The organism is Hymenobacter guriensis, assembly GCF_015773195.1.
GTDB lineage: Bacteria > Bacteroidota > Bacteroidia > Cytophagales > Hymenobacteraceae > Hymenobacter > Hymenobacter guriensis.
Window position 1 is genome coordinate 211,851 of record NZ_JADWYK010000003.1, and the last position, 19,350, is coordinate 231,200.

Consider the following 19,350-nt stretch of genomic DNA (forward strand, 5'->3'; position numbering starts at 1 on the left):
GGCGCCGAACTTACGCCGCCGGCAGCCGCACCTGCACCGTAGTGCCCGTACCCGGCACACTCACCAAGCGCAGCGTGCCCCGCAGGCGGGTGATAAAGGCGCGGCACAACGCAAGGCCCAGGCCTGTGCCGGTGCGGTCGGCGGCTGGGGGTTGCGGCAGGCTCGAAGGCGTCAGAATCTGCTCTACCTGCGTGGCCGTCATGCCTGTGCCGGTGTCATGCACCTGAAATACTATGCGGTCGGCTTCAGGCCGGGCGCTGAGCGTGACGCTTCCCCCGGCCGGGGTAAACTTCAGCGCATTGCCCGTGAGGTTGCGCAGTATGGTGCGCAGCATGTTGCGGTCGGCATGCGTGTAGAGGCGGGCCGGCAGGAGCTCCACGGTTAGCGTGAGGTGGCGGGCGTGGGCCAGTGTGGCGTAGATGGCCGCACACTCCTGCAGCAGCTCCCCGGCTTCCAGGGGCTCCAGCTGGGGCTGCAGTTCCCCGCTCTGCATCACGGCCCAGTGCAGGAGGTTATCCAGTAAATGATTGAGGCCGCCGGCCGACTGGCGCACCAGCGCGGGCAGGCTGCGCAGGCCTTCCTCGTTGTTTTCGCGGTGGTAGAACTCAATCAGCTCCGCTACGCCCGCAAAGGCCGTGACGGGGCCGCGCAGGTCGTGGGCCACGATGGTATAGAGGCGGTCCTTGGCGGCGGCCAGCCGGGCTACCTGCAGGTTGGCCTCACGCAAAGCCAGGTGGTTGCGCACCAGTGCCTGCCGGCTGCGGCGCAGCTGCCAATAGAGCAGGCCCGCGCCCAGCAGCGCCAGCGTCAGCACGCCCAAAAACAGCAGCAGCAGTCGGTTGCGGGTGGTTTGGTGCTGGGTGTGCTGGGTCAGCTGCCGGATCTGCTGCTCATTATCGCGCAGGTTATAGCGGCTTTCCCAGGCGGCCAGGGTCGTCAGCTGACGGCGCTCATTGAGGCTGTCGTTGAGGTCCTGGTAGAGCATTCGCCACTGATAGGCAGTGGGGTACTGCCCCTGGGCCGCGTAGATTTCGGCCAGCAGATCATAGGCACTGAGCACCCGTTCCCGGTCGTGCCAGTTCTGGGCCAGCCGCAGGGCCCGCTGGGCTTCGGTAAGTGCCTGTGGGAGGTTGTTCTGCTGAAAATGCAGGCTGGACAGTTCCAGCAGCGCCGCCGCCTCGTGGCCAGGGCGCTGATATTGATGAGCCAGCACAACGGAAGCCGACAGCTCCCTCAACGCCGTGGCAGGCTGCTGCTGCTCTACGGCCAGCAGCCCCAGGTTCAGGTGGTGCTTGATGGCAGGCTCCATATCGTGCAGCGGTTCGGCCAGTTGCACGGCCTGCTCGCCCAGCTGCCGGGCGCGGCCGGGCTGGTGGGTTTCAAACAGCAGGTCGCTGGAATTGCTGAGCACCTTCACCCGGGTTCTGGGCTGCACGCCGGGCTCAGGCAGCAGCTGCAAGGCCCGCCGAAAGTTGCGCCACGCGCTTATCGTGTCGTTGCGGTAGTAGTGCAGGGCACCCAGGTGGCTGTAGGTGGAGGCAATTCCATCGGGGTTATTCGCCTCGCGGGCCAGGTGTAGGGCTTGGTCGTACAGCTGACGGGCGGTAAGGTAATCGGCCACGGCCACGTAGCAGCGCCCCAGCCGGTTTAGCGCCCGCACCTCAGCGGCAGGCTGCGCCAACTGCCGGGCCAGCCGCAGGTTGCGCTGCCCGTAATGAATAGCCCGGTTGATATCATATGGCTCCCAGGCGGCACACAGGGAGTCCAGCACCTGCAGCCGGCTGCTGGGGGTGAGAGGCCGACGCAGCCGGGCTTCCAGCCGCCCCGCTTCTGTAGGCTGCGCGTAGCCTGCATTGGCTTGCAGCACAAAGAAAGCCAGCAGCCAGCCGGCTTTTCGTAGAAGTGAAACCGGCCGCCGCGAATATCCAGAAGCTGAGAGAAGCACGATAATGGCCGAAGAAGAGAAAATCAACTATAGTATACACCACCAGCGGCGAATTTCCTGCAAGTGGGTGTTGCGCAGAAACTCGGCCACGGGCGTCAGGTTGGTGAGCAGGGAAGTAAGCGTGAGGGTGGTGCCGTTGCGCAGATGCAGCCGCAGGAAACTGTACTGGCTCCAGAAAAAGCGCCGGGAGCGGCAGCGCACCCACTGCACGCGCACCACATCCTGGCGGCTAAACGGCACCAACTGGTCATTTTCGTATATCTCCAGTTGGTTTTTCTTGGGCTCGAAGCAGAGGGTAGTAGCCTGGTTGTGCAGGTAGTACTGTAGGTGCAGCACCAGGGCCGGCCCCGCAAACACCAATACAAGCGCGGCCAGCGCCCCCGTCAGCAGCCATTCGTAAGCTGAAAGCGGAGCAGCCAGCCCGGCCGACCAAACCAGCGGTAACCCCACGGCCAGGGTGAGCAAAGGCCAGAACAGCAGCTGCACCTGCCGGGCCACCGACACGCGGTACATCGACTGGCGGCGGCTGAAGAGGCCCGTTACGAAGCGCACGGCCAGCAGGGCGCCCACCAGCAGCGCCCCTAGTTCCAGCAGCTGCCGCAGCAAGGGAAACAGCTTCATGCCTTACCGTACCAGAATCCACGGCTCCCCGGGCTGGTGCGCCCGGAGCGTCCCGAAGCTTTCCAGCGCCAGTCCGTACTGCGCAAACACGGCCTGCACGGCTTCCCGGCCGGCCGGTTCCACGCACACCAGCAGCCCGCCGGACGTCTGCGGGTCGCAGAGCCAGTGGCGCTGCTCGTCCGTCAGCTTCCCGATTTTGTGGCCGTAGGAGTCCCAGTTGCGCACGGTGCCGCCCGGAATGGCCTTCTGCTGCCGGTACACTTCCGCCTCGGGCAGGAGCGGCACTTTGCTGAAGTCAATTTCGGCGGTGAGCTGGCTGCCCTCACACACTTCCGACAAGTGGCCCAGCAGCCCGAAGCCGGTTACGTCCGTCATAGCGCGCACGGCGGGCAGCGGACCCAGGTCGGCGCCAATCTTGTTGAGGTGCATCATGCTGCGTGGGGCAATCTGCTCGTGCTCGGGTTGGAGCAGGCCGCGCTTCTGCGCCGTGGTGAGCATGCCCACACCCAGCGGCTTGGTGAGGTACAGCTCGCAGCCGGCCGTGGCCGTGTCGTTGCGCTTCAGGTTACTGATGTCGAGCAACCCTGTCACAGCCAGCCCGAAAATCGGCTCGGGCGAGTCGATGCTGTGTCCGCCGGCCAGCGGAATGCCTGCCTCGGCGCAGATGCTGCGGCTGCCTTCAATCACGCGGCGGGCCACCTCGGGCGCCAGCTTATCGATGGGCCAGCCCAGTACGGCAATAGCCAGCACAGGCCGTCCGCCCATGGCATACACATCGGAAATGGCGTTGGCCGAGGCAATGCGGCCGAAATCATACGCATCATCCACAATAGGCATGAAGAAGTCGGTGGTGGAAATCAGCGCCTGGCCACCACCTATATCGTACACGGCGGCATCGTCGCGGCTGCTATTGCCCACCAGCAGCTTGTCGTCGTGGGGCTGCGGGATGCTGGTGTGCAGGATCTGGTCGAGGACCTTGGGCGCAATTTTGCAGCCGCAGCCCGCGCCGTGGCTGTACTGGGTGAGGCGGACGGTTTCGGCGGTGGTTTCGGGAGAGTTCATAAGCAGAAAGCAACAGAAGAGTGGGAGAGAGCCGGCCGCTACCGGGGCTGGGCAACGGGCTGCGGGGCCGGGAAGTTGGCTTGTACGGCCCGAAGCACCAGCTCCGCATTCACAGCGGCGTCGCAGGTGGTGGAGGGCACGCGCAGGAAGGTGCGTCCGCCCAGGCTGTGGGTGTAGGTTTTATCGTAGTAGTCGAGCACAAGGCTGACCATCTTTTCCATGTCGTCTTCGGCAATGGCCGCCAGGGCTTCCTTGGTGGCTAGTCCGCCCAGCCGCTTACGGATGCGCAGGATAGAAGAGGCGAGGGCGCCAGCATCCTGGCGGCCGTACTCCCCGGCCAGCTTGCGCACGCGCACTTCCCGCGGAATCTCAAGCAGCACCAGCGGAGCCTGTTGCATCTGCGCAAACAAGGGCGTGGGCAAATGCACGCTGCCGATGGTGCGGCTTTCATCCTCCACCCACACGGGCGCTGCGGTCGGCAACTGAGCCAGCTGCCAGGCCAGATCATTCTCAAACTGCTCCTGCGTAGGCTGGGCAGGCTGCCCGATGGAGCCAAAGGCCGAGCCTTTGTGACTGGCCAGTCCTTCCAGATCCAGGACCGGCTGTTGCAGCTGGGTTAGCGCGTGCAGCACATCGGTTTTGCCGGAGCCTGTGAGGCCGCCCAGCACCAGCAGCTGGCGCGGGCGCTCAAATTCCGCCAGCGCGAACCGGCGGTAGTCTTTGTAGCCTTTGTCGAGCAGCTGCACCTGCAGGCCGCCCAGCTCCAGCAGCCACTGCACCGCCCCGCTGCGCATACCACCGCGCCAGCAGTGTAGGCGCACCTGCCTGCCGGGCGCCAGCTTGTGGGCCTGCTGCACCATGCGGCTCATCTTGGGCCCAAACATATCCAGGCCCAGCAGCACGGCCCGGTCCTGGCTGATTTGCTTGTAGGTGGTGCCGATGCGGGCGCGCTCCTCATCCGAAAACAGCGGAAAGCTTACCGCGCCCGGAATATGCCCCTGGGCGTACTCCAGCGGTGCCCGCACATCCAGAATAGGTGCATCGGCCGGGCCCTGCAGGAAGTCTTCGATAGACAGACGAGGCATGGATTTTTAATTAATAATTGAGAATTAATAATTAGTAATGAAAGGGACTGCACCCTTGGGCATTGCCCCGGTTACTCCCTGACACTTCATTACTAATTGTTAATTACTAATTCTTTAACTGGCGGCGGTAGAGCTGGATGGTGTTTTCGAGGCCCAGATACAGCGCGTCGCACACCAGGGCATGGCCAATGCTGACTTCGGCCAGGCCGGGCAGCTGTTGGTGCAGGAAGGCGAGGTTGTCGAGGTCGAGGTCGTGGCCGGCATTCACGCTCAGGCCCAGTTCGTGGGCCAAGGCGGCGGCGGCCCGGTAGGGGGCCACAGCGGCTTCGCGGTCGGCGGCGTAGCCGCTGGCGTAGGCCTCGGTGTATAGCTCAATACGGTCGGTGCCGGTGCCCAGGGCGGCTTTCACCATGGCCAGGTCGGGGTCGAGGAAGATGCTCACGCGGCAGCCCAGGCTTTTCAGTTCCTGCACCACCCCCAGCAGATACACCTGGTGCGTGATGGTGTCCCAGCCGGCATTGGAGGTAATGGCGTCGGGGGCGTCGGGCACCAGCGTCACCTGCTCGGGGCGCACTTCGCGCACGAGGTCCAGGAAGGCGGGCGTTGGGTTGCCTTCGATGTTGAACTCGGTGGTGACAATGGCCTTCAGGTCGCGCACGTCCTGGTAGCGGATGTGACGCTCATCGGGGCGGGGGTGCACCGTGATGCCCTGGGCGCCGAACCGCTCACAGTCGCTGGCGGTTTGCAGCAGGTCGGGGCGGTTGTGGCCGCGGGCATTCCGCAGCGTGGCTATTTTATTTATGTTTACGCTAAGCTTGGTCATATCCAAAAGGCAAGAAAGGCGGCTACTTGGTCAAAGATACGTGCCTCTGGGCAGCGGGGGTATTTCCGGCTGATTTGTTCCGGCCCCTTCGTTGTTGATAAGAGGAATTGCCGGAGTAGGCCCCACGAGTTCTGCGGCCCGGGCTCCGGCGCGGCTTTGCCACCCGAATGCGGAATAACCCGTAATCTTGTATTTCCTTCTACTTTCTATTCCATGGCCCTGAAAGAAACCATCGACGCCGATATCAAGCAGGCTATGCTGGCCAAAGACAAAGTTCGTCTGACCACCCTGCGCAGCATCAAGTCCCAGATTCTACTGGCGGAAACGGCCGAAGGCCAGCACGGCGCCTCTCTCTCGCCAGATGCCGAAATCAAGCTGCTCACCAAGCAGGCCAAGCAGCGCCGCGAGGCCGCCGATACCTACAACAAACAGTTTCGCTCCGATCTGGAGGAAATTGAGCTGGCCGAGCTGGCTATCATCGAAGAATACCTGCCCCAGCAACTCTCGGAGGCTGATCTGGTAGAAAAGCTGGTGGCCATTATCCAGCGCGTGGGTGCCACCGGCCCATCTGACCTGGGCAAGGTAATGGGCGTCGCCGCCCGCGAACTGTCCGGCCAAGCCGATGGCCGCATCATTTCGCAGGTAGTCAACAACCTGCTCAACAACACGAATGTGTAATGTGCTCATGTGGGGAATGAACTGCGCTTCGCTCATGTGCTAATGGCAGTTCTACTGCCGGCAGTTGGCGCGTGAGAAAAACGCATTTACCTACATCAGCACATTCTTCACATCAGCACATTCCTCCACATTAGCACATTAACAACGTGTCCGCCTTCGATATCCTGCTGCTGATTCCGCTGGGCGTGGGAGCCGTGAAAGGCTTCCGGCGCGGGCTGGTGCTGGAAGTGGCCTCGCTGCTGGCTTTCGTGCTGGGGGCCGTGGGCGGGCTGCTGCTCTTGCAGGATGCCATTCCGCTGGTGCGTCACTACGTGGGCGAGGCCTTTGGTATGCTGCCGCTGGTGACGTTTCTGCTGGTTTTCGCGCTTATTCTCTGGGGCGTGCACCTGCTGGGCTCCTTCGTAAAAACGGCCGTACACCTGACGCCCCTCGGCATGCTCGACAATGTGCTGGGCGGGGCGGCCGGGGTGCTGAAATGGGTGCTGGGGCTGAGTTTGCTGCTGCACGGCGTGGGCCTCACGGGGCTGACGCTGCTCTCCCCGCAGCTCGTGGCTGACTCGGAGGTGCTGCCGCTGGTGCGCGAGGCTACCCCGCTGGCCCTGCAGGTAGTAGGTCTGGTGCTGCCCTTCGCCACCGACCTGCTCGATAAGCTGCGCGGCGTGTTTTAAATGGGTTTCGGGTTGAATAGCTGAGGGATTGAGTTGTTAGATGGTTGCCTTGTAGTTTTTAACTTAGCCATTCAACCAGAAACCTATGCAGCCATTAAGCCACAGAATTCATGCGCTTATTACTGCTCGATAATTTCGACTCCTTTACCTTCAACCTGCTGGACTATCTGCGTCAGCTCGGGGCCGAGGTGCAGGTGGCGCGCAACGATGTGGCGCTGGATGTACTGCGGCAAGCATCTTTCGACGGTATCGTGTTGTCGCCGGGCCCGGGTACGCCGGCCGCCGCTGGCACCATGCCTGAGGTCATCCGGCAGTATCATCAGCAAATGCCCATGCTGGGTGTGTGCCTGGGCCACCAGGCGCTGGGCGAGTTTTTCGGGGGGCGGGTAGTGCGGGCGGCCCGGCCCATGCACGGCAAAGTGGCGGATATTATACTGACGGACCCACAGGACCCGTTATGGACCGGGCTGCCACTCCGGTTTGCTGTCACCCGCTACCACTCGTTGGTTTTGCAGGAGTTACCCGAAATTCTGGTTCCCCTGGCGTACTCCGCCGATGCCTCAGAAGAGTTGATGGCTTTCCGGCACCGCACGCTGCCGCTCTACGGGGTACAGTTTCACCCCGAGGCGCTGCTGACGGCCCACGGCCTGGCCCTGCTGGGCAATTGGGTCAAGTATTGTATCATTGCAAAGGAGCGGCCCCGCCCCGGCTCCAGCTTTTCCGCCCATGGAATTACAGATTAAGGAACACAACGGCTACCAGTATATCGATGAAGGTACCGGCGAGGTGCTGCTGCTGCTGCATGGGCTATTCGGGGCCCTCAGCAACTGGCAGGACGTGGTAGCCACCTTCCGCGAGCAGTACCGCGTGGTGATTCCGCTATTGCCCATCTACGAAATGCCCCTGCTCAGCGCCGATGTGCCCGGGCTGGTGAAGTTTGTGGAGCGGTTTGTAGCCGCCGTAGCCGTTCCTGGTGCCTACACGCTGCTCGGCAACTCCCTGGGCGGCCACATTGCGCTGGTATACACCCTGCGCAACCCCAAGCAGGTAAGCCGACTGGTACTCACCGGCAGCAGCGGCCTGTTCGAGGATTCCATGGGCGGCTCTTTCCCTAAGCGCGGCAACTACGATTTCGTGCAGGAGCGCGTGGCTTATACCTTCTACGACCCGGCCGTGGCGACCAAGGAACTGGTGGATGAAGTGTTCAGTATCACCAATTCCAACGCCAAGTGCCTGCGTATCATCAACATTGCGCGCTCGGCCCAGCGGCACAACATGGGCAAGGACCTGAGCAAAATAAAGGTGCCCACGCTGCTGATCTGGGGGCTGAACGACACCATCACGCCGCCAACGGTGGCGCACGAGTTCAACCGCCTGCTGCCCAAGTCGGAGCTGCACTTTCTCGACCACTGCGGCCACGCGCCCATGATGGAGCGGCCTGCCGCCTTCAATGCCCGGCTGCGGCAATTTCTGCAGCGCACGGCGGTGCAGCAGGTATCGGCTACCTGAGCGGGTTACTTTCTGCCTGCTTCGTGAACAAAGAAACGGGCGTAGCGTTTGTGTCTCGACTGCCGGGCCATTAACTTCCGCTTCTCAGTACCTAATGCCGATGTCGACGATGATAGCCGCAGACATGATTAATCAGATGATTCCGCCGCTCAAGGTGTCGGACTCGGCCAGCAAAGCCGCCAAGTGGCTGGAGGAATTTCACGTAGATCAACTGCCCGTGCTGGAAAACCGCCAGTACCGCGGCCTTATTACCGAAGCTGACGTGCTGGACATGGACCAGGCCGACCGGTTGCTGTCGTCTATTGACTTCGGCTTTGCTGATGTACACGTACAGCGCGACCAGCATTTTTACAGCATCATTGAGCAGGCAGTGCAAAACAAAGTGCAGCTCGTGCCGGTGCTTGATGATCAGCACGAATACCTGGGTGTAGTAACCGTGGGCGACACGCTGGCCGCTTTCGGGCAGATGCCTATTGCCCTGGGCCAGGGCGGTATTCTGGTGCTGTCGATGGATGAGCGGGACTACTCCCTGTCGCAGATCAGCCGCTACGTGGAGGAAAATAACGCCAAAATCCTCAGCGCCCACGTAGCCCAGGATGATGCCAACGCCTACAAAATTCGCCTCACATTGAAAGTAAATACGCCCAGCCTGACGCGCATTGCCGCCACACTGGAGCGGTTTGGCTACCTCATCACGGCCCAGTTCAGCGGAGCCGGCGAGCTGGGCGAAAACGAGCAGGAGCGCTACGATGCCCTGTTGAAGTACCTGAGTCTGTAAGCGCGGCGCTGGTGATAGAAAGTATTCTGGCGGCTGGCCTGCTGGCAGCCGCCGGCCCGCGTGCCCTCCCCGATACTGCACGGGCCATGCCCCCCGATAGCGTGGTGCGGGCCCAGTGCCCGGGCTATACCCGCCTTCGGGTAGCCTCCATCGTATTCGCGGGCAATGCCATTACCAAAGACCGGATTCTGCGCGCCGAGCTGGATTTCCGCGAAGGCGATACGCTGACCGTCGAAAACCTGGCCAAGCGCCTCGAAAGCAACCGGCGCCGACTCTTCAACCTCCAGCTTTTTCACACGGTAGGCGTGCAGACGGTTTGCCGCGATGGCGCCCTGACGGTGCTGTTTGGGGTGCAGGAACGCTGGTATACCTTTCCCGTGCCCATCTTTTCCCTGGCCGACCGTAACATCCGCTCCTGGCTCGACCGCAACGACCGGTGGCGCCGCGTAGACTACGGGGTGCACCTCGTGCGCTACAACTTCCGGGGGCGCAACGAACTGCTGCGCGGCAACCTGCAGTTGGGCTTCAATCAGAAATACGAAGTCTTCTTTGAAAACCCCGGCGCCCGCCACCGGCCGGGGCTGGCGCTGGGCGCGTCCCTTACTCGCAGCCGCGCCCTCGACTACCAGACCCGTAATGACCGGCTGCTGACGTACCGCGCCGCTGCAGGGTTTGCCGTTCGCCGCGAGTACGTAACGGCGGGCCTGCGCTGGCGCAACACCGTGCAGCGGCGTACGGCCCTGGACCTGGCGGCCTACCGCGAGTGGATAGCCGACTCCGTGCGCCTCGGCAACCCCGACTTCTTCCGGCAGGGCACCACGCGCCACTATCTGGACCTGCGCCTTACGCGCACTTTCAACCAGCGCAACACGTTTGCTTACCCACTCACCGGGCGCTACCTGCAGCTGGCCGTGGCGCAGCGGGTATATGTGAACTCCAACAGCCCGGCTTTTACCACACTCTTTTTGCAGGCGGCCCGCTACTGGGCCCTGCCGCATAAGCTATATTATAGTATTGGGGTAACCAGCCAGGCCCGCTTAACCGGCAAAGCCTTGCTGCCCTACGCCGATACCCGTGCCCTGGGCTACGCTACGCTGGTGCGGGGCTACGACCGGTACGTAATCGACGGAAAGCATTACGCGGTGGTGCAGCAGGGGCTGTCTTACCCGCTGCTGGCTACGCGCCGCGTGGAAGTGGGCGTCACCGACAATCCCAAGTTCAGCTCCCTGCCGCTGGCCATATATTTAAATACCTTTGTCGATGCCGGCTACGTGGCCGCCCGCCAGGTACCGGCTGATAACCGCTTTCCTAATCATCTGCTGGCCTCCGCCGGCCTTGGAGTACATTTGGTCACGTACTACGACCGGGTTCTGACGCTGGAGTATACCCGTACGGTTACGGGCGGCGCGGGCTTCTACATTCGCACCGAGTTTCCCATCTGAATTGTTCGGCGCGCTGCCATCCTGTTATGAAAATAGCCATTCTCGGTAAGCCTTTCGACGAAAATGTGGCGCCGGCCATTCAGGGGCTGTTTGATGATCTACTGGCGCGGGGAGCAGAGTTGTTCGTGGTAGAATCTTTTTGGGTGTATCTGCAAACGCATTTGCAAGTGCCGGCGCACATCCGCACGTTCCGGCGCGGCGACTCGCTGCGGGGGATGCAATTCGTGCTCAGCATCGGCGGCGACGGCACGCTGCTGGATACCGTTACCTACGTAGGCAGCCTGCAGATTCCGATTCTGGGTATTCATACCGGCCGGCTCGGGTTTCTGGCCACCGTCACCCCCGACCGGATTCCGCAGGCCATTGACGCGCTGTTTAAAGGCCACTTCGTGCTGGATGAGCGCAGCCTGATTCGCGTGGACACGGACCCGGATGTGTTTGGCGACATTACCTTCGGCCTCAATGAGTTTTCCATTCTGAAGCGGGATACTTCCTCCATGATTGTGGTCCACACCTATATCGATGGCGAATATTTAAACTCTTACTGGGCCGATGGGTTGATTGTATCTACGCCCACAGGTTCCACGGGGTATTCATTGAGCTGTGGCGGTCCGGTAATGCTGCCACAAACCAATAATTTCATTATTTCTCCGGTGTGCCCACACAACCTAAACGTGCGTCCGCTCGTTGTATCCGACCGAAGCGTGATATCATTTGAGATTGAAGGAAGAAGCAACAACTTCCTGCTTTCCCTGGATTCCCGCTCTGTCACGGTCGATTCCACTATTCAGATAGCAGTTCGGCGTGAAAATTTCGCGGCCCGTTTGGTTCGTCTAAACCATGTGAATTTCCTGAGTACGTTGCGCAGCAAGCTGAATTGGGGCTTGGACCGGCGCAACCCTGAGGGGATTTTATTAGGGTAAAACCAGGCTTTTTCGGGCAGTTGTTTTTATAATTGCCTGCAAACCGTACTTTTGTAACCAAGTGTAGCCGCGTCCATATGGGTCAGCGTCTCCTGCAAAACCTCGATATTTCCTAACTTCGCCCGATTATGAAGAAACTTTTTCCCCTCACCCTGGCACTTGTACTAGCCTTGGCGCTGGTTGCCACCGAGGCGAGTGCGCAGCGTTTCACGAAACGGAAGATGTACAACTCGGTAGGTGTATCGCTTAACGCCATGAACTATTTTGGCGACGTTGTACCGAAAACGAACATTGCTAGTCTGCGGCTGGGTGCTACCCGTCCCAACATTGGCTTTACGTTTACCCGCCGCTTTGCTCCCCGCCTTTCCGGTCGTGCCTCGCTCTCCTATGGCCGCGTGACCGGTGATGACGCTAAAGCAGCCGACGATAAAGACAGCGAGGCCAAGTTCCGCTACACCCGGAATATGAACTTCCGCAACGACATTTTCGAGTTTGCGGCAGTGGGTGTTTTCGATTTGTTGGAAAACCGCAACAACTACATTCGCCGTCCCGACTTCGTGCCGTACGTTTTTGCTGGTGTAGCGGTATTCCACCACAATCCTAAGGGTCTGGTAGGCGACAACACGCTTGGCTTGGCTAAAGGTGACTATGTGGCTCTGCAACCTCTGCACACAGAGGGACAGGGAGGCGCTGGCTACGACTCGCCTTATAAGCGCACGTCTATTTCAATTCCTTTTGGGGCTGGTATCCGCTACAAGCTGGACCGCCACTTCGACCTTGGCTTCGAAATCGGCTGGCGGAAGACCTTTACCGACTACATTGATGATGTAGGCGGCAACTATGTGCGTAGCAAAGACGACCTGACCAGCGCTGGTGGTAAGTACTTTGGCTACGAAATCACGCGCGAAGGGGTGCCTGGCACCTTCACGGAAGCCAACCAGATGGACGAAATTCGTGGCCATGGCAAGGAAAAGGACTGGTACATCGTTACGGGTCTGACGTTGAACTACATTCTTTCGCCCCGCGTAAAGAGCCCCAAATTCCGATAGCCAACGCCTGGCTGTCATGTTTCACCCACAGCCAGTCTGATGACGCAGGATTCCTTCTTCAAAACACTCCTTGTTTGCTCTTTGCAAATAGGGAGTGTTTTTTTTGCCCTCACCGCTCACGCGCAGAACACCAGTGAAATAGGACTCGGACTCGGGGCCCTGAGCTACAAAGGGGAATTGGCCCCGGAATACCGCATTGCCAACAACCGCCCGGCTTTATCAGCCTTTTATCGTAAGGATGTTTCCAAAGCAGTGACTCTGCGCGGAAATATTTTGGCGGGCTTATTGCGGGCGGATGACCGACAGGTGCAAGGGCTGAACGGCAATCCAATGCCCCTAAACCAGTACCGGAGTGCCAATGTAAAAGGCAGCCTCTATGAGTTAGGCGGGATACTGGAATACAACTTCTTCGACTATTACAGCAAACAGGTAAAAACCCGCTTTACGCCATTTGCCTTTATTGGCGTGGCAGGCTTTCTGGCACCTGTACGCACGCAGTTTACCGGTTCTTATACGTCGCCGGAGCAGAAAAACACGCTGATCGGTCTGGCAGTGCCTATGGGAATTGGCCTTAAGCTTGGCTTGTCGACGCACTGGAACCTGGGGGCGGAGGCCGGCGCCCGCAAAGCGTTTTCCGACCAGCTGGATAACGTGAGCCAGCAAAGCGACTTGGTAGCCAACCGGCACGACCAGGATTGGTATTATTACGGGGGCGTGAGTATTTCCTACACCTTCTATAAAATCCGCTGCCCGGAAGTAACCAAGGGTGAAGGCAAAGCAGGGCGCTAGCCAGGCAGGTGCAATGCAACCATTTGCGTAACTTGCGGGCTCCTTACGCAAACAAGTACGCATGGCCGCCCCGGCTGAATTAGATCCTTCCCGTATTCCTGCGCACGTTGCTGTCATCATGGACGGTAACGGCCGCTGGGCCAAGCAAAAAGGCGGACTGCGCATTTTTGGCCATCAGAACGCCATTAAAGCGGTGCGTGAAACCGTTGAAACCGCTGCCGAGCTTGGTGTGCAGTACCTGACGCTCTATGCCTTTTCCACGGAAAACTGGGCCAGGCCGGCGCATGAGGTAATGGCCCTGATGCAGCTGCTGGTGCATACCATCCGCCAGGAAACAGCCACGCTGCTCAAAAATGACATCCGGCTGCAAGCCATTGGCGACACGGCAAGCTTACCTGCCTCATGCCAGCGGGAACTGGCTGAAGCTATTGACCTGACCAAGCAGGGCAGCCGCATGACGCTGGTATTGGCCTTGAGCTACAGTGGGCGCTGGGATCTGACGCAGGCAGCCCGCCTCCTAAGTGAGGCCGTAGCCGCGGGCACCGTGCAGCCTACGGACGTAACGGAAAAGACCATATCAGCTTACTTATCCACCGCCGGAATGCCCGACCCGGAACTGCTGATTCGGACCAGCGGGGAGCAGCGCATCAGCAATTTCCTGCTGTGGCAGCTGGCCTACACCGAGCTTTATATTACCGATCTGCTGTGGCCGGATTTTAGACGTCAACACTTTCAGGAGGCTATCCGCGTGTATCAGCAGCGGGAGCGTCGATTTGGTAAAACCAGTGAGCAGCTCAACGTTTCGTAAGTTTTTGGGAATGAAATTTTTGATTAACCGCATTGGCGCGCTTCTGGCGACACTGCTTTTGATAGGCGGCACCTGGGGTTCTGCACATGCCCAGAAGGCCGGTGCTGCCGGGGAGCCGGAACACTATCAGGTGGGCGGTATCACATTCACGGGCACGCGCTACCTCGACCCCAATACCCTGATCGGTATTACGGGGCTGAAAGTCGGTGACCCGATCAATATTCCGGGCGAAGAACTTGGCAAGGCTATTCGGCGGCTCTGGGACCAGGGTATCGTGGGAGATGTCAACGTTTCCATAGACCGCACCGAGGGCTCCCGCATTTTCCTCACCTTCGACGTGAAGGAACGGCCGCGCCTGTCGAACTTTATCTTCACCGGCATCGGTAAAACGCAGTCGGACGACCTGAAAAACAAGATCAAGCTGATCCGGGGCAAAGTGGTGACGGATGCGCTGCTGAGCAACACGCGGGAGCAGGTCCGGAAGTTCTTCACCAATAAGGGCTTCCTGAACGCCAAAGTAACCGTTACGCAGCAGCCCGACTCGACGCTGCCCAACAGCGCGGTGCTGGTGTTCAACGTAAACCGGGGCGAGAAAGTCCATATCACCGATATTGACTTCGCCGGTAACTCGGCCGTGAAGGATGGGAAGCTCAAGTCGCAGATGAAGAAGACCAAGGAGAAGAAGCCCTATAAGTTTCTGAACGCCGGGAAATTTCAGCGCAAGGAGTTTGAGGAAGACAAGGAAAAGGTGATTGAGTACTACAACGCGCAGGGCTACCGCGACGCCGTTATTGTATCCGACTCGCTGATTTCGGTGCCGCAGACCCGCAGCTACCTCTGGCTGGGAACCGAGAACGGGAAATTCGGTATTCACCGCACCACGCAGCAGGATATTGATAAGCTCACGCTGCACATCCGGGTAGATGAAGGTACCAAGTACTACTTCCGCAACATCACTTGGTCGGGCAACTACCTGTACGACAACCGCACGCTGGCTTCTATCCTCGGCATTAAGGAAGGCAGCGTGTACAGCAAGGAAACGCTGGACAAACGCCTGAACTACAACCCCGCCGGCCAGGATATTACCTCGCTCTACATGAACGATGGGTACCTGTTCTTCCAGATCGAGCCCATTGAGACGAAAGTAGAAGGTGACTCGATTGACATTGAGATGCGCTTGACGGAAGGCGTGCAGGCCCGCATCAAGGACATCAACATTGCCGGCAACACCAAAACCAGCGACCATGTAATCCGCCGGGAGTTGCGGACGCTGCCGGGCGAGAAATTCAACCGCGAGCTACTCATCCGCTCCCAGCGTGAGCTGGCTTCTCTGGGCTATTTCGACCCCGAGAAAGTAGGCATCAACCCGGTGCCCAACCAGGCCGATGGTACGGTGGACATCAACTACACCGTGGAAGAAAAGCCTTCCGACCAGATTACGCTTTCGGGCGGCTGGGGCGGCTACGCGGGCTTTATTGGGACCGTGGGGCTGGTATTCAATAATTTTTCGCTGCGCAAGGCCGGCAACTTCAGCAACTGGCGCCCCGTGCCCGCCGGCGACGGTCAGCGCCTGGCCCTGAACGTGCAGGCCAACGGTATCCAGTACCAGGCTTACTCCTTCTCCTTTACGGAGCCATGGTTGGGTGGCCGCAAGCGCAACTCACTTACGGTGAGCCTGAACAAAAGCATTCAGCGCGTGGGCACCAACTTCGACGTAAAAAATGGCAGCTCTATCAAGGTAAACAGTGCCTCGGTGAGCCTGGGCCGCTACCTGCGCTGGCCCGATGACTATTTCTCCCTGAGTAACTCCCTGTCGGTAAGCCAGTACAAGCTGAATAACTACACTTACCTGCAGGGTTTCGGCAACAACGGCACGGGCAACGCCAACAACATCACCTTCAATACCACGCTTTCCCGTAACAGCACCGACAACCCCACCTATACGCGCCGGGGCTCGGCTCTGGCGTTGAGCGTGAACCTGACTCCGCCTTATTCGGTGTTCAAAGGCTCACACCCCAGCGTAAATGAATGGGTGGAGTTTCATAAATGGATGTTCGACGCCTCCTGGTTTACGCCTATTGTGGGCAAGCTGGTGCTGAATACCCGGGCCCACTTCGGCTTCATCGGCTCTTATAACAGCAGCCGCAAAATTGGGCCATTCGAGCGGTTCAAGCTTGGTGGCTCGGGCCTGGCCTCCGGGGGCCAGTCAAACTTCCTCGTAGGCACCGAATACGTAGGTCTGCGCGGCTATGATGACCCCACTGACCCAAATGCCGTTCAGGACCCCAACGGAACCGGTGGGGTAGCCTACAACAAGTACGTGATGGAGTTGCGCTACCCGGTTTCGCTCAACCCGGCCGCTACGGTGTACGTGCTGAGCTTTGCCGAAGCCGGGAACTCGTTCGACCAGTACTCTAAATACAACCCGTATAAGCTTTACCGTTCGGTAGGGGTAGGAGCCCGCATTTTCATGTCGGCATTTGGTTTGCTAGGCTTCGATTACGGCTATGGTTTCGATGCGGTGGACCGCTATAACACGTCCACTTCGCAGGGAAAGCAGGAAAAAGGCCACTTCCACTTCATCATTGGTCAGCAGATTCGCTAACGGAAGCTGTTTGGCCAACCAGCACTTTCTACCGCTATGAAAAAACTTCTGAGCTTGCTGCCGTTGCTGATGCTACTGGCGGCGCCTACCGCGTGGGCGCAGAAATTCGGGTATATCGATTCGGAGTTTATCATGGGTAAGATGCCGGCCTACGGGGCTGCCCAGCAGGAGTTGAACACCCTCTCGCAGAACTGGCAGAAGGACATCGAGTCGATGCGCAAGGACCTCGACAAGATGTACCGCACCTACCAGGCTGAAGAGGTGTTGCTGACGGACCCGATGAAAAAGAAACGGCAGGATGAGATTCTGCAGAAGGAGCAGGATATTAAAACCTATCAGAACAAGATTTTCGGCTACGAAGGGCAGCTGTTCAAAAAGCGCCAGGAACTCACCAAGCCCGTGCAGGATCAGGTGTTTGAGGCCGTAGAAAAAGTAGCCAAGAAAAAGCAGCTGGCGATTGTATTCGACAAATCGGGCGACCTGACGATGCTCTATACCAACCCGACGCACGACTACACGGAATTTGTGTTGGAGGAATTGGGTTTAGGGTCAGAAGATCGGAATCAGCCGGCACAAAAAGGCGCGGTACGCACTGTAGCCACGCCTGCTACTCCGGCTACCGACGAGCCTAACGCCGACGAAGCGGGTACCCGCGCCACGGCCCCGGCCAAGAAAACGACTACCAAGCCGGCACCACGCTCAACCGGCCGAAAAAATTAACTTTGCGTTCTAACTCTCAGACCTTTCTCTTTTACCGAATGAGTTCATTTCCCAAATTCCGACTGTTGCTGGCCGCGGCCGCTCTCACGCTCACCACGGCTACGGTCACGCTGGCCCAGACGGCTCCCCAGAAAATAGGCTATACCAACGTAGACTACGTGCTGAGCCAGATGCCCGAAAGCAAGCAGATAGAGTCGCAGCTGAAGGACTACAGCACCCAGCTGGAAAACCAGCTCAAGGCTAAATACCAGGAATACCAGACCAAAGGCGAGGCGTATCAAAAAGGGGCTGCTACTATGTCGGACGTAGTGCGGGCCGATAAAGAAAAGGAGCTGCAGAACCTGCAGCAGTCCATTCAGGAGTTTCAGCGTAATGCAGAATCTTCCGTTCAGCAAAAGCAGCAAACCTTGCTGAAGCCGGTATTGGACAAGCTGCAAAAGAACATTGATGCCGTAGCCGAGGAAAATGGCTACGCCTACGTGCTGAACTCCGACGCTGGTTACGGCACTACGCCTATTCTGCTGCACGGCCCCAAGGATGGCGACATCTCGGAGCTGGTGCTGAAGAAAATGGGCATTACGCCTGGTGCTGCCGCCGCTGCTAAGCCTGCCACTACTGCACCGGCTACTACGCCTGCACCTGCCGCCGCTACCAGCACCAAAACCAAGACGAAAACCAAGAAGTAAGCTTACAGCCTCCGGGCTTTAGCTGACAGGAAAGCCGGAACCGTGTTCCGGCTTTCTTCTTTTTACCTATAGCCACTTTGCCTTATGTTGCCGGACGACGACTTACTTCCTGATGACCTGTTGCTGCCCGATGATGAGCAGGACTCCGGCGACGAACTGTACGAGCATCACCGCATTCAGGCCGATAAGCGCCAGGAGCTTCTGCGGCTCGATAAATTTCTCATGAATCGCCTGCCCAACGCGTCCCGGACCAAAATCCAGAACGCTATTAGGGCCGAGGCCGTGCAGGTAAACGAGCGGCCCGTGAAGTCCAACTACCGCGTAAAGCCCGGCGACGTTATCACCATTACCCTACCCGAGCCGCCGCGCGAAGGCAAAGTAGTGCCCGAGCCCATGGAGCTGGATATCCGCTATGAGGACGACTCACTGCTGCTGGTAAACAAGCCGGCGGGCCTCGTAGTACATCCAGCCTATGGCAACTGGCAGGGTACGCTGGTGAATGGGCTGGCGTATCACTTTCAGCACCTGCCCACCGGCCGGAATGGCGAAATCCGACCCGGCCTTGTGCATCGCATCGACAAGGATACGTCGGGGCTGCTGGTTATTGGCAAAACCGAGTGGGCTATGACGCACCTTTCGCAGCAGTTTTTTCACCACACCATTGAGCGGACGTATCTGGCTCTGGTGTGGGGCATCCCTAAGGAACCGCGGGGCACCATTACGGGCCATATAGGGCGCAGCCTGAAGGACCGCAAGGTGCAGGCGGTATACCCGGGCGGCGAGTACGGCAAGCCCGCCGTAACGCACTATAAAGTACTGAAGGAGTTCCGGCACGTAGCGCTGGTGCAGTGTAATCTGGAAACCGGCCGCACCCACCAGATCCGAGCCCACATGAAGCATATAGGCCACCCACTGTTTTCGGATGCCACCTACGGCGGCGACAAGGTGCTGTATGGGCAGCGTACAGGCGCCTACAAGAGCTTTGTGGAGGATGCCTTTGCCGTGATGCCCCGTCAGGCCCTGCACGCAAAGTCCCTGGGCTTCGTCCACCCTACAACCGGGGCGAATATGCAGTTCGAGGTAGAGCTGCCCTCCGACTTTGAAGCGGTGCTGCAGAAGTGGGAATCATACGCTGCACAGCCGTAACATGCAATAGCAT

19 protein-coding genes are annotated in these 19,350 nt (G+C 59.2%); 14 read left to right on the forward strand and 5 right to left on the reverse strand.

The annotated features are described in order from the left end of the window. Positions 1-10: 10 nt before the first annotated feature. From I5L79_RS06865 to I5L79_RS06885, 5 genes are all read right to left on the reverse strand, one after another. Complete coding sequence (locus I5L79_RS06865; protein ID WP_196954284.1) at positions 11-1,867, reverse strand: ATP-binding protein; 1,857 nt, start codon at positions 1,865-1,867, stop codon at positions 11-13. Between the two features lie 105 nt (positions 1,868-1,972). Further along, positions 1,973-2,566, reverse strand: coding sequence for a hypothetical protein (locus tag I5L79_RS06870; RefSeq protein ID WP_196954285.1), 594 nt, complete (start codon positions 2,564-2,566; stop codon positions 1,973-1,975). 3 nt (positions 2,567-2,569) lie between these two features. Further along, positions 2,570-3,628 carry a selenide, water dikinase SelD gene (selD, locus tag I5L79_RS06875; protein WP_196954286.1) on the reverse strand — a complete coding sequence of 353 codons (1,059 nt, stop codon included), beginning with the start codon at positions 3,626-3,628 and terminating at the stop codon, positions 2,570-2,572. Positions 3,629-3,666: 38 nt separating this feature from the next. Continuing rightward, complete coding sequence (gene mnmH / locus I5L79_RS06880) at positions 3,667-4,713, reverse strand: tRNA 2-selenouridine(34) synthase MnmH (RefSeq protein ID WP_196954287.1); 1,047 nt, start codon at positions 4,711-4,713, stop codon at positions 3,667-3,669. Between the two features lie 106 nt (positions 4,714-4,819). Then, on the reverse strand, positions 4,820-5,536 hold the full coding sequence (locus I5L79_RS06885) for a pyridoxine 5'-phosphate synthase (RefSeq protein WP_196954288.1): 717 nt from the start codon (positions 5,534-5,536) through the stop codon (positions 4,820-4,822). Between the two features lie 213 nt (positions 5,537-5,749). Here I5L79_RS06885 and I5L79_RS06890 point away from each other — a divergent pair, with 213 nt between their 5' ends. From I5L79_RS06890 to I5L79_RS06955, 14 genes are all read left to right on the forward strand, one after another. Continuing rightward, a complete protein-coding gene (locus I5L79_RS06890; protein ID WP_196954289.1) occupies positions 5,750-6,214 on the forward strand; it encodes a GatB/YqeY domain-containing protein in 465 nt (154 codons plus the stop codon). Between the two features lie 146 nt (positions 6,215-6,360). Continuing rightward, complete coding sequence (locus I5L79_RS06895; protein ID WP_196954290.1) at positions 6,361-6,882, forward strand: CvpA family protein; 522 nt, start codon at positions 6,361-6,363, stop codon at positions 6,880-6,882. A 110-nt stretch (positions 6,883-6,992) separates the two neighbouring features. Beyond that, a complete protein-coding gene (locus I5L79_RS06900; protein WP_196954291.1) occupies positions 6,993-7,625 on the forward strand; it encodes an anthranilate synthase component II in 633 nt (210 codons plus the stop codon). Further along, positions 7,609-8,391 carry an alpha/beta fold hydrolase gene (locus tag I5L79_RS06905; RefSeq protein WP_196954292.1) on the forward strand — a complete coding sequence of 261 codons (783 nt, stop codon included), beginning with the start codon at positions 7,609-7,611 and terminating at the stop codon, positions 8,389-8,391. The genes I5L79_RS06900 and I5L79_RS06905 overlap by 17 nt, the downstream gene beginning before the upstream one ends. A 100-nt stretch (positions 8,392-8,491) precedes the next feature. After that, positions 8,492-9,169 (forward strand): CBS domain-containing protein, encoded by a 678-nt coding sequence (locus tag I5L79_RS06910; RefSeq protein WP_196954293.1) that lies wholly within the window; start codon positions 8,492-8,494, stop codon positions 9,167-9,169. 11 nt (positions 9,170-9,180) lie between these two features. Beyond that, positions 9,181-10,611 (forward strand): BamA/TamA family outer membrane protein, encoded by a 1,431-nt coding sequence (locus tag I5L79_RS06915; RefSeq protein WP_196954294.1) that lies wholly within the window; start codon positions 9,181-9,183, stop codon positions 10,609-10,611. Positions 10,612-10,637: 26 nt separating this feature from the next. Next, entirely contained in the window at positions 10,638-11,534 is an 897-nt protein-coding gene (locus I5L79_RS06920) for an NAD kinase (RefSeq protein ID WP_196954295.1), read from the forward strand. Positions 11,535-11,662: 128 nt separating this feature from the next. Then, complete coding sequence (locus I5L79_RS06925; protein WP_196954296.1) at positions 11,663-12,583, forward strand: DUF6089 family protein; 921 nt, start codon at positions 11,663-11,665, stop codon at positions 12,581-12,583. A gap of 39 nt (positions 12,584-12,622) precedes the next feature. Then, a complete protein-coding gene (gene porG / locus I5L79_RS06930) occupies positions 12,623-13,372 on the forward strand; it encodes a type IX secretion system protein PorG (protein ID WP_196954297.1) in 750 nt (249 codons plus the stop codon). 118 nt (positions 13,373-13,490) lie between these two features. Next, positions 13,491-14,180, forward strand: coding sequence for a polyprenyl diphosphate synthase (uppS, locus tag I5L79_RS06935; RefSeq protein ID WP_394368785.1), 690 nt, complete (start codon positions 13,491-13,493; stop codon positions 14,178-14,180). 10 nt (positions 14,181-14,190) lie between these two features. After that, positions 14,191-16,785, forward strand: coding sequence for an outer membrane protein assembly factor BamA (bamA, locus tag I5L79_RS06940; RefSeq protein ID WP_196954299.1), 2,595 nt, complete (start codon positions 14,191-14,193; stop codon positions 16,783-16,785). Positions 16,786-16,821: 36 nt separating this feature from the next. After that, complete coding sequence (locus I5L79_RS06945; RefSeq protein WP_196954300.1) at positions 16,822-17,505, forward strand: OmpH family outer membrane protein; 684 nt, start codon at positions 16,822-16,824, stop codon at positions 17,503-17,505. Positions 17,506-17,543: 38 nt separating this feature from the next. Continuing rightward, complete coding sequence (locus I5L79_RS06950) at positions 17,544-18,191, forward strand: OmpH family outer membrane protein (RefSeq protein ID WP_196954301.1); 648 nt, start codon at positions 17,544-17,546, stop codon at positions 18,189-18,191. An 84-nt stretch (positions 18,192-18,275) separates the two neighbouring features. Further along, a complete protein-coding gene (locus tag I5L79_RS06955) occupies positions 18,276-19,337 on the forward strand; it encodes an RluA family pseudouridine synthase (RefSeq protein ID WP_196954302.1) in 1,062 nt (353 codons plus the stop codon). Positions 19,338-19,350 lie beyond the last annotated feature (13 nt).

What these genes read in the sequence shown, in the direction of transcription:
- I5L79_RS06870 (WP_196954285.1), bottom strand. Translation starts at nt 2,566, where the DNA reads ATGAAGCTGTTTCCCTTGCTGCGGCAGCTGCTGGAACTAGGGGCGCTG.
- selD (WP_196954286.1), bottom strand. Translation starts at nt 3,628, where the DNA reads ATGAACTCTCCCGAAACCACCGCCGAAACCGTCCGCCTCACCCAGTAC.
- mnmH (WP_196954287.1), bottom strand. Translation starts at nt 4,713, where the DNA reads ATGCCTCGTCTGTCTATCGAAGACTTCCTGCAGGGCCCGGCCGATGCA.
- I5L79_RS06885 (WP_196954288.1), bottom strand. Translation starts at nt 5,536, where the DNA reads ATGACCAAGCTTAGCGTAAACATAAATAAAATAGCCACGCTGCGGAAT.
- I5L79_RS06890 (WP_196954289.1), top strand. Translation starts at nt 5,750, where the DNA reads ATGGCCCTGAAAGAAACCATCGACGCCGATATCAAGCAGGCTATGCTG.
- I5L79_RS06900 (WP_196954291.1), top strand. Translation starts at nt 6,993, where the DNA reads ATGCGCTTATTACTGCTCGATAATTTCGACTCCTTTACCTTCAACCTG.
- I5L79_RS06905 (WP_196954292.1), top strand. Translation starts at nt 7,609, where the DNA reads ATGGAATTACAGATTAAGGAACACAACGGCTACCAGTATATCGATGAA.
- I5L79_RS06910 (WP_196954293.1), top strand. Translation starts at nt 8,492, where the DNA reads ATGTCGACGATGATAGCCGCAGACATGATTAATCAGATGATTCCGCCG.
- I5L79_RS06920 (WP_196954295.1), top strand. Translation starts at nt 10,638, where the DNA reads ATGAAAATAGCCATTCTCGGTAAGCCTTTCGACGAAAATGTGGCGCCG.
- I5L79_RS06925 (WP_196954296.1), top strand. Translation starts at nt 11,663, where the DNA reads ATGAAGAAACTTTTTCCCCTCACCCTGGCACTTGTACTAGCCTTGGCG.
- porG (WP_196954297.1), top strand. Translation starts at nt 12,623, where the DNA reads ATGACGCAGGATTCCTTCTTCAAAACACTCCTTGTTTGCTCTTTGCAA.
- uppS (WP_394368785.1), top strand. Translation starts at nt 13,491, where the DNA reads ATGGACGGTAACGGCCGCTGGGCCAAGCAAAAAGGCGGACTGCGCATT.
- bamA (WP_196954299.1), top strand. Translation starts at nt 14,191, where the DNA reads ATGAAATTTTTGATTAACCGCATTGGCGCGCTTCTGGCGACACTGCTT.
- I5L79_RS06945 (WP_196954300.1), top strand. Translation starts at nt 16,822, where the DNA reads ATGAAAAAACTTCTGAGCTTGCTGCCGTTGCTGATGCTACTGGCGGCG.
- I5L79_RS06950 (WP_196954301.1), top strand. Translation starts at nt 17,544, where the DNA reads ATGAGTTCATTTCCCAAATTCCGACTGTTGCTGGCCGCGGCCGCTCTC.
- I5L79_RS06955 (WP_196954302.1), top strand. Translation starts at nt 18,276, where the DNA reads ATGTTGCCGGACGACGACTTACTTCCTGATGACCTGTTGCTGCCCGAT.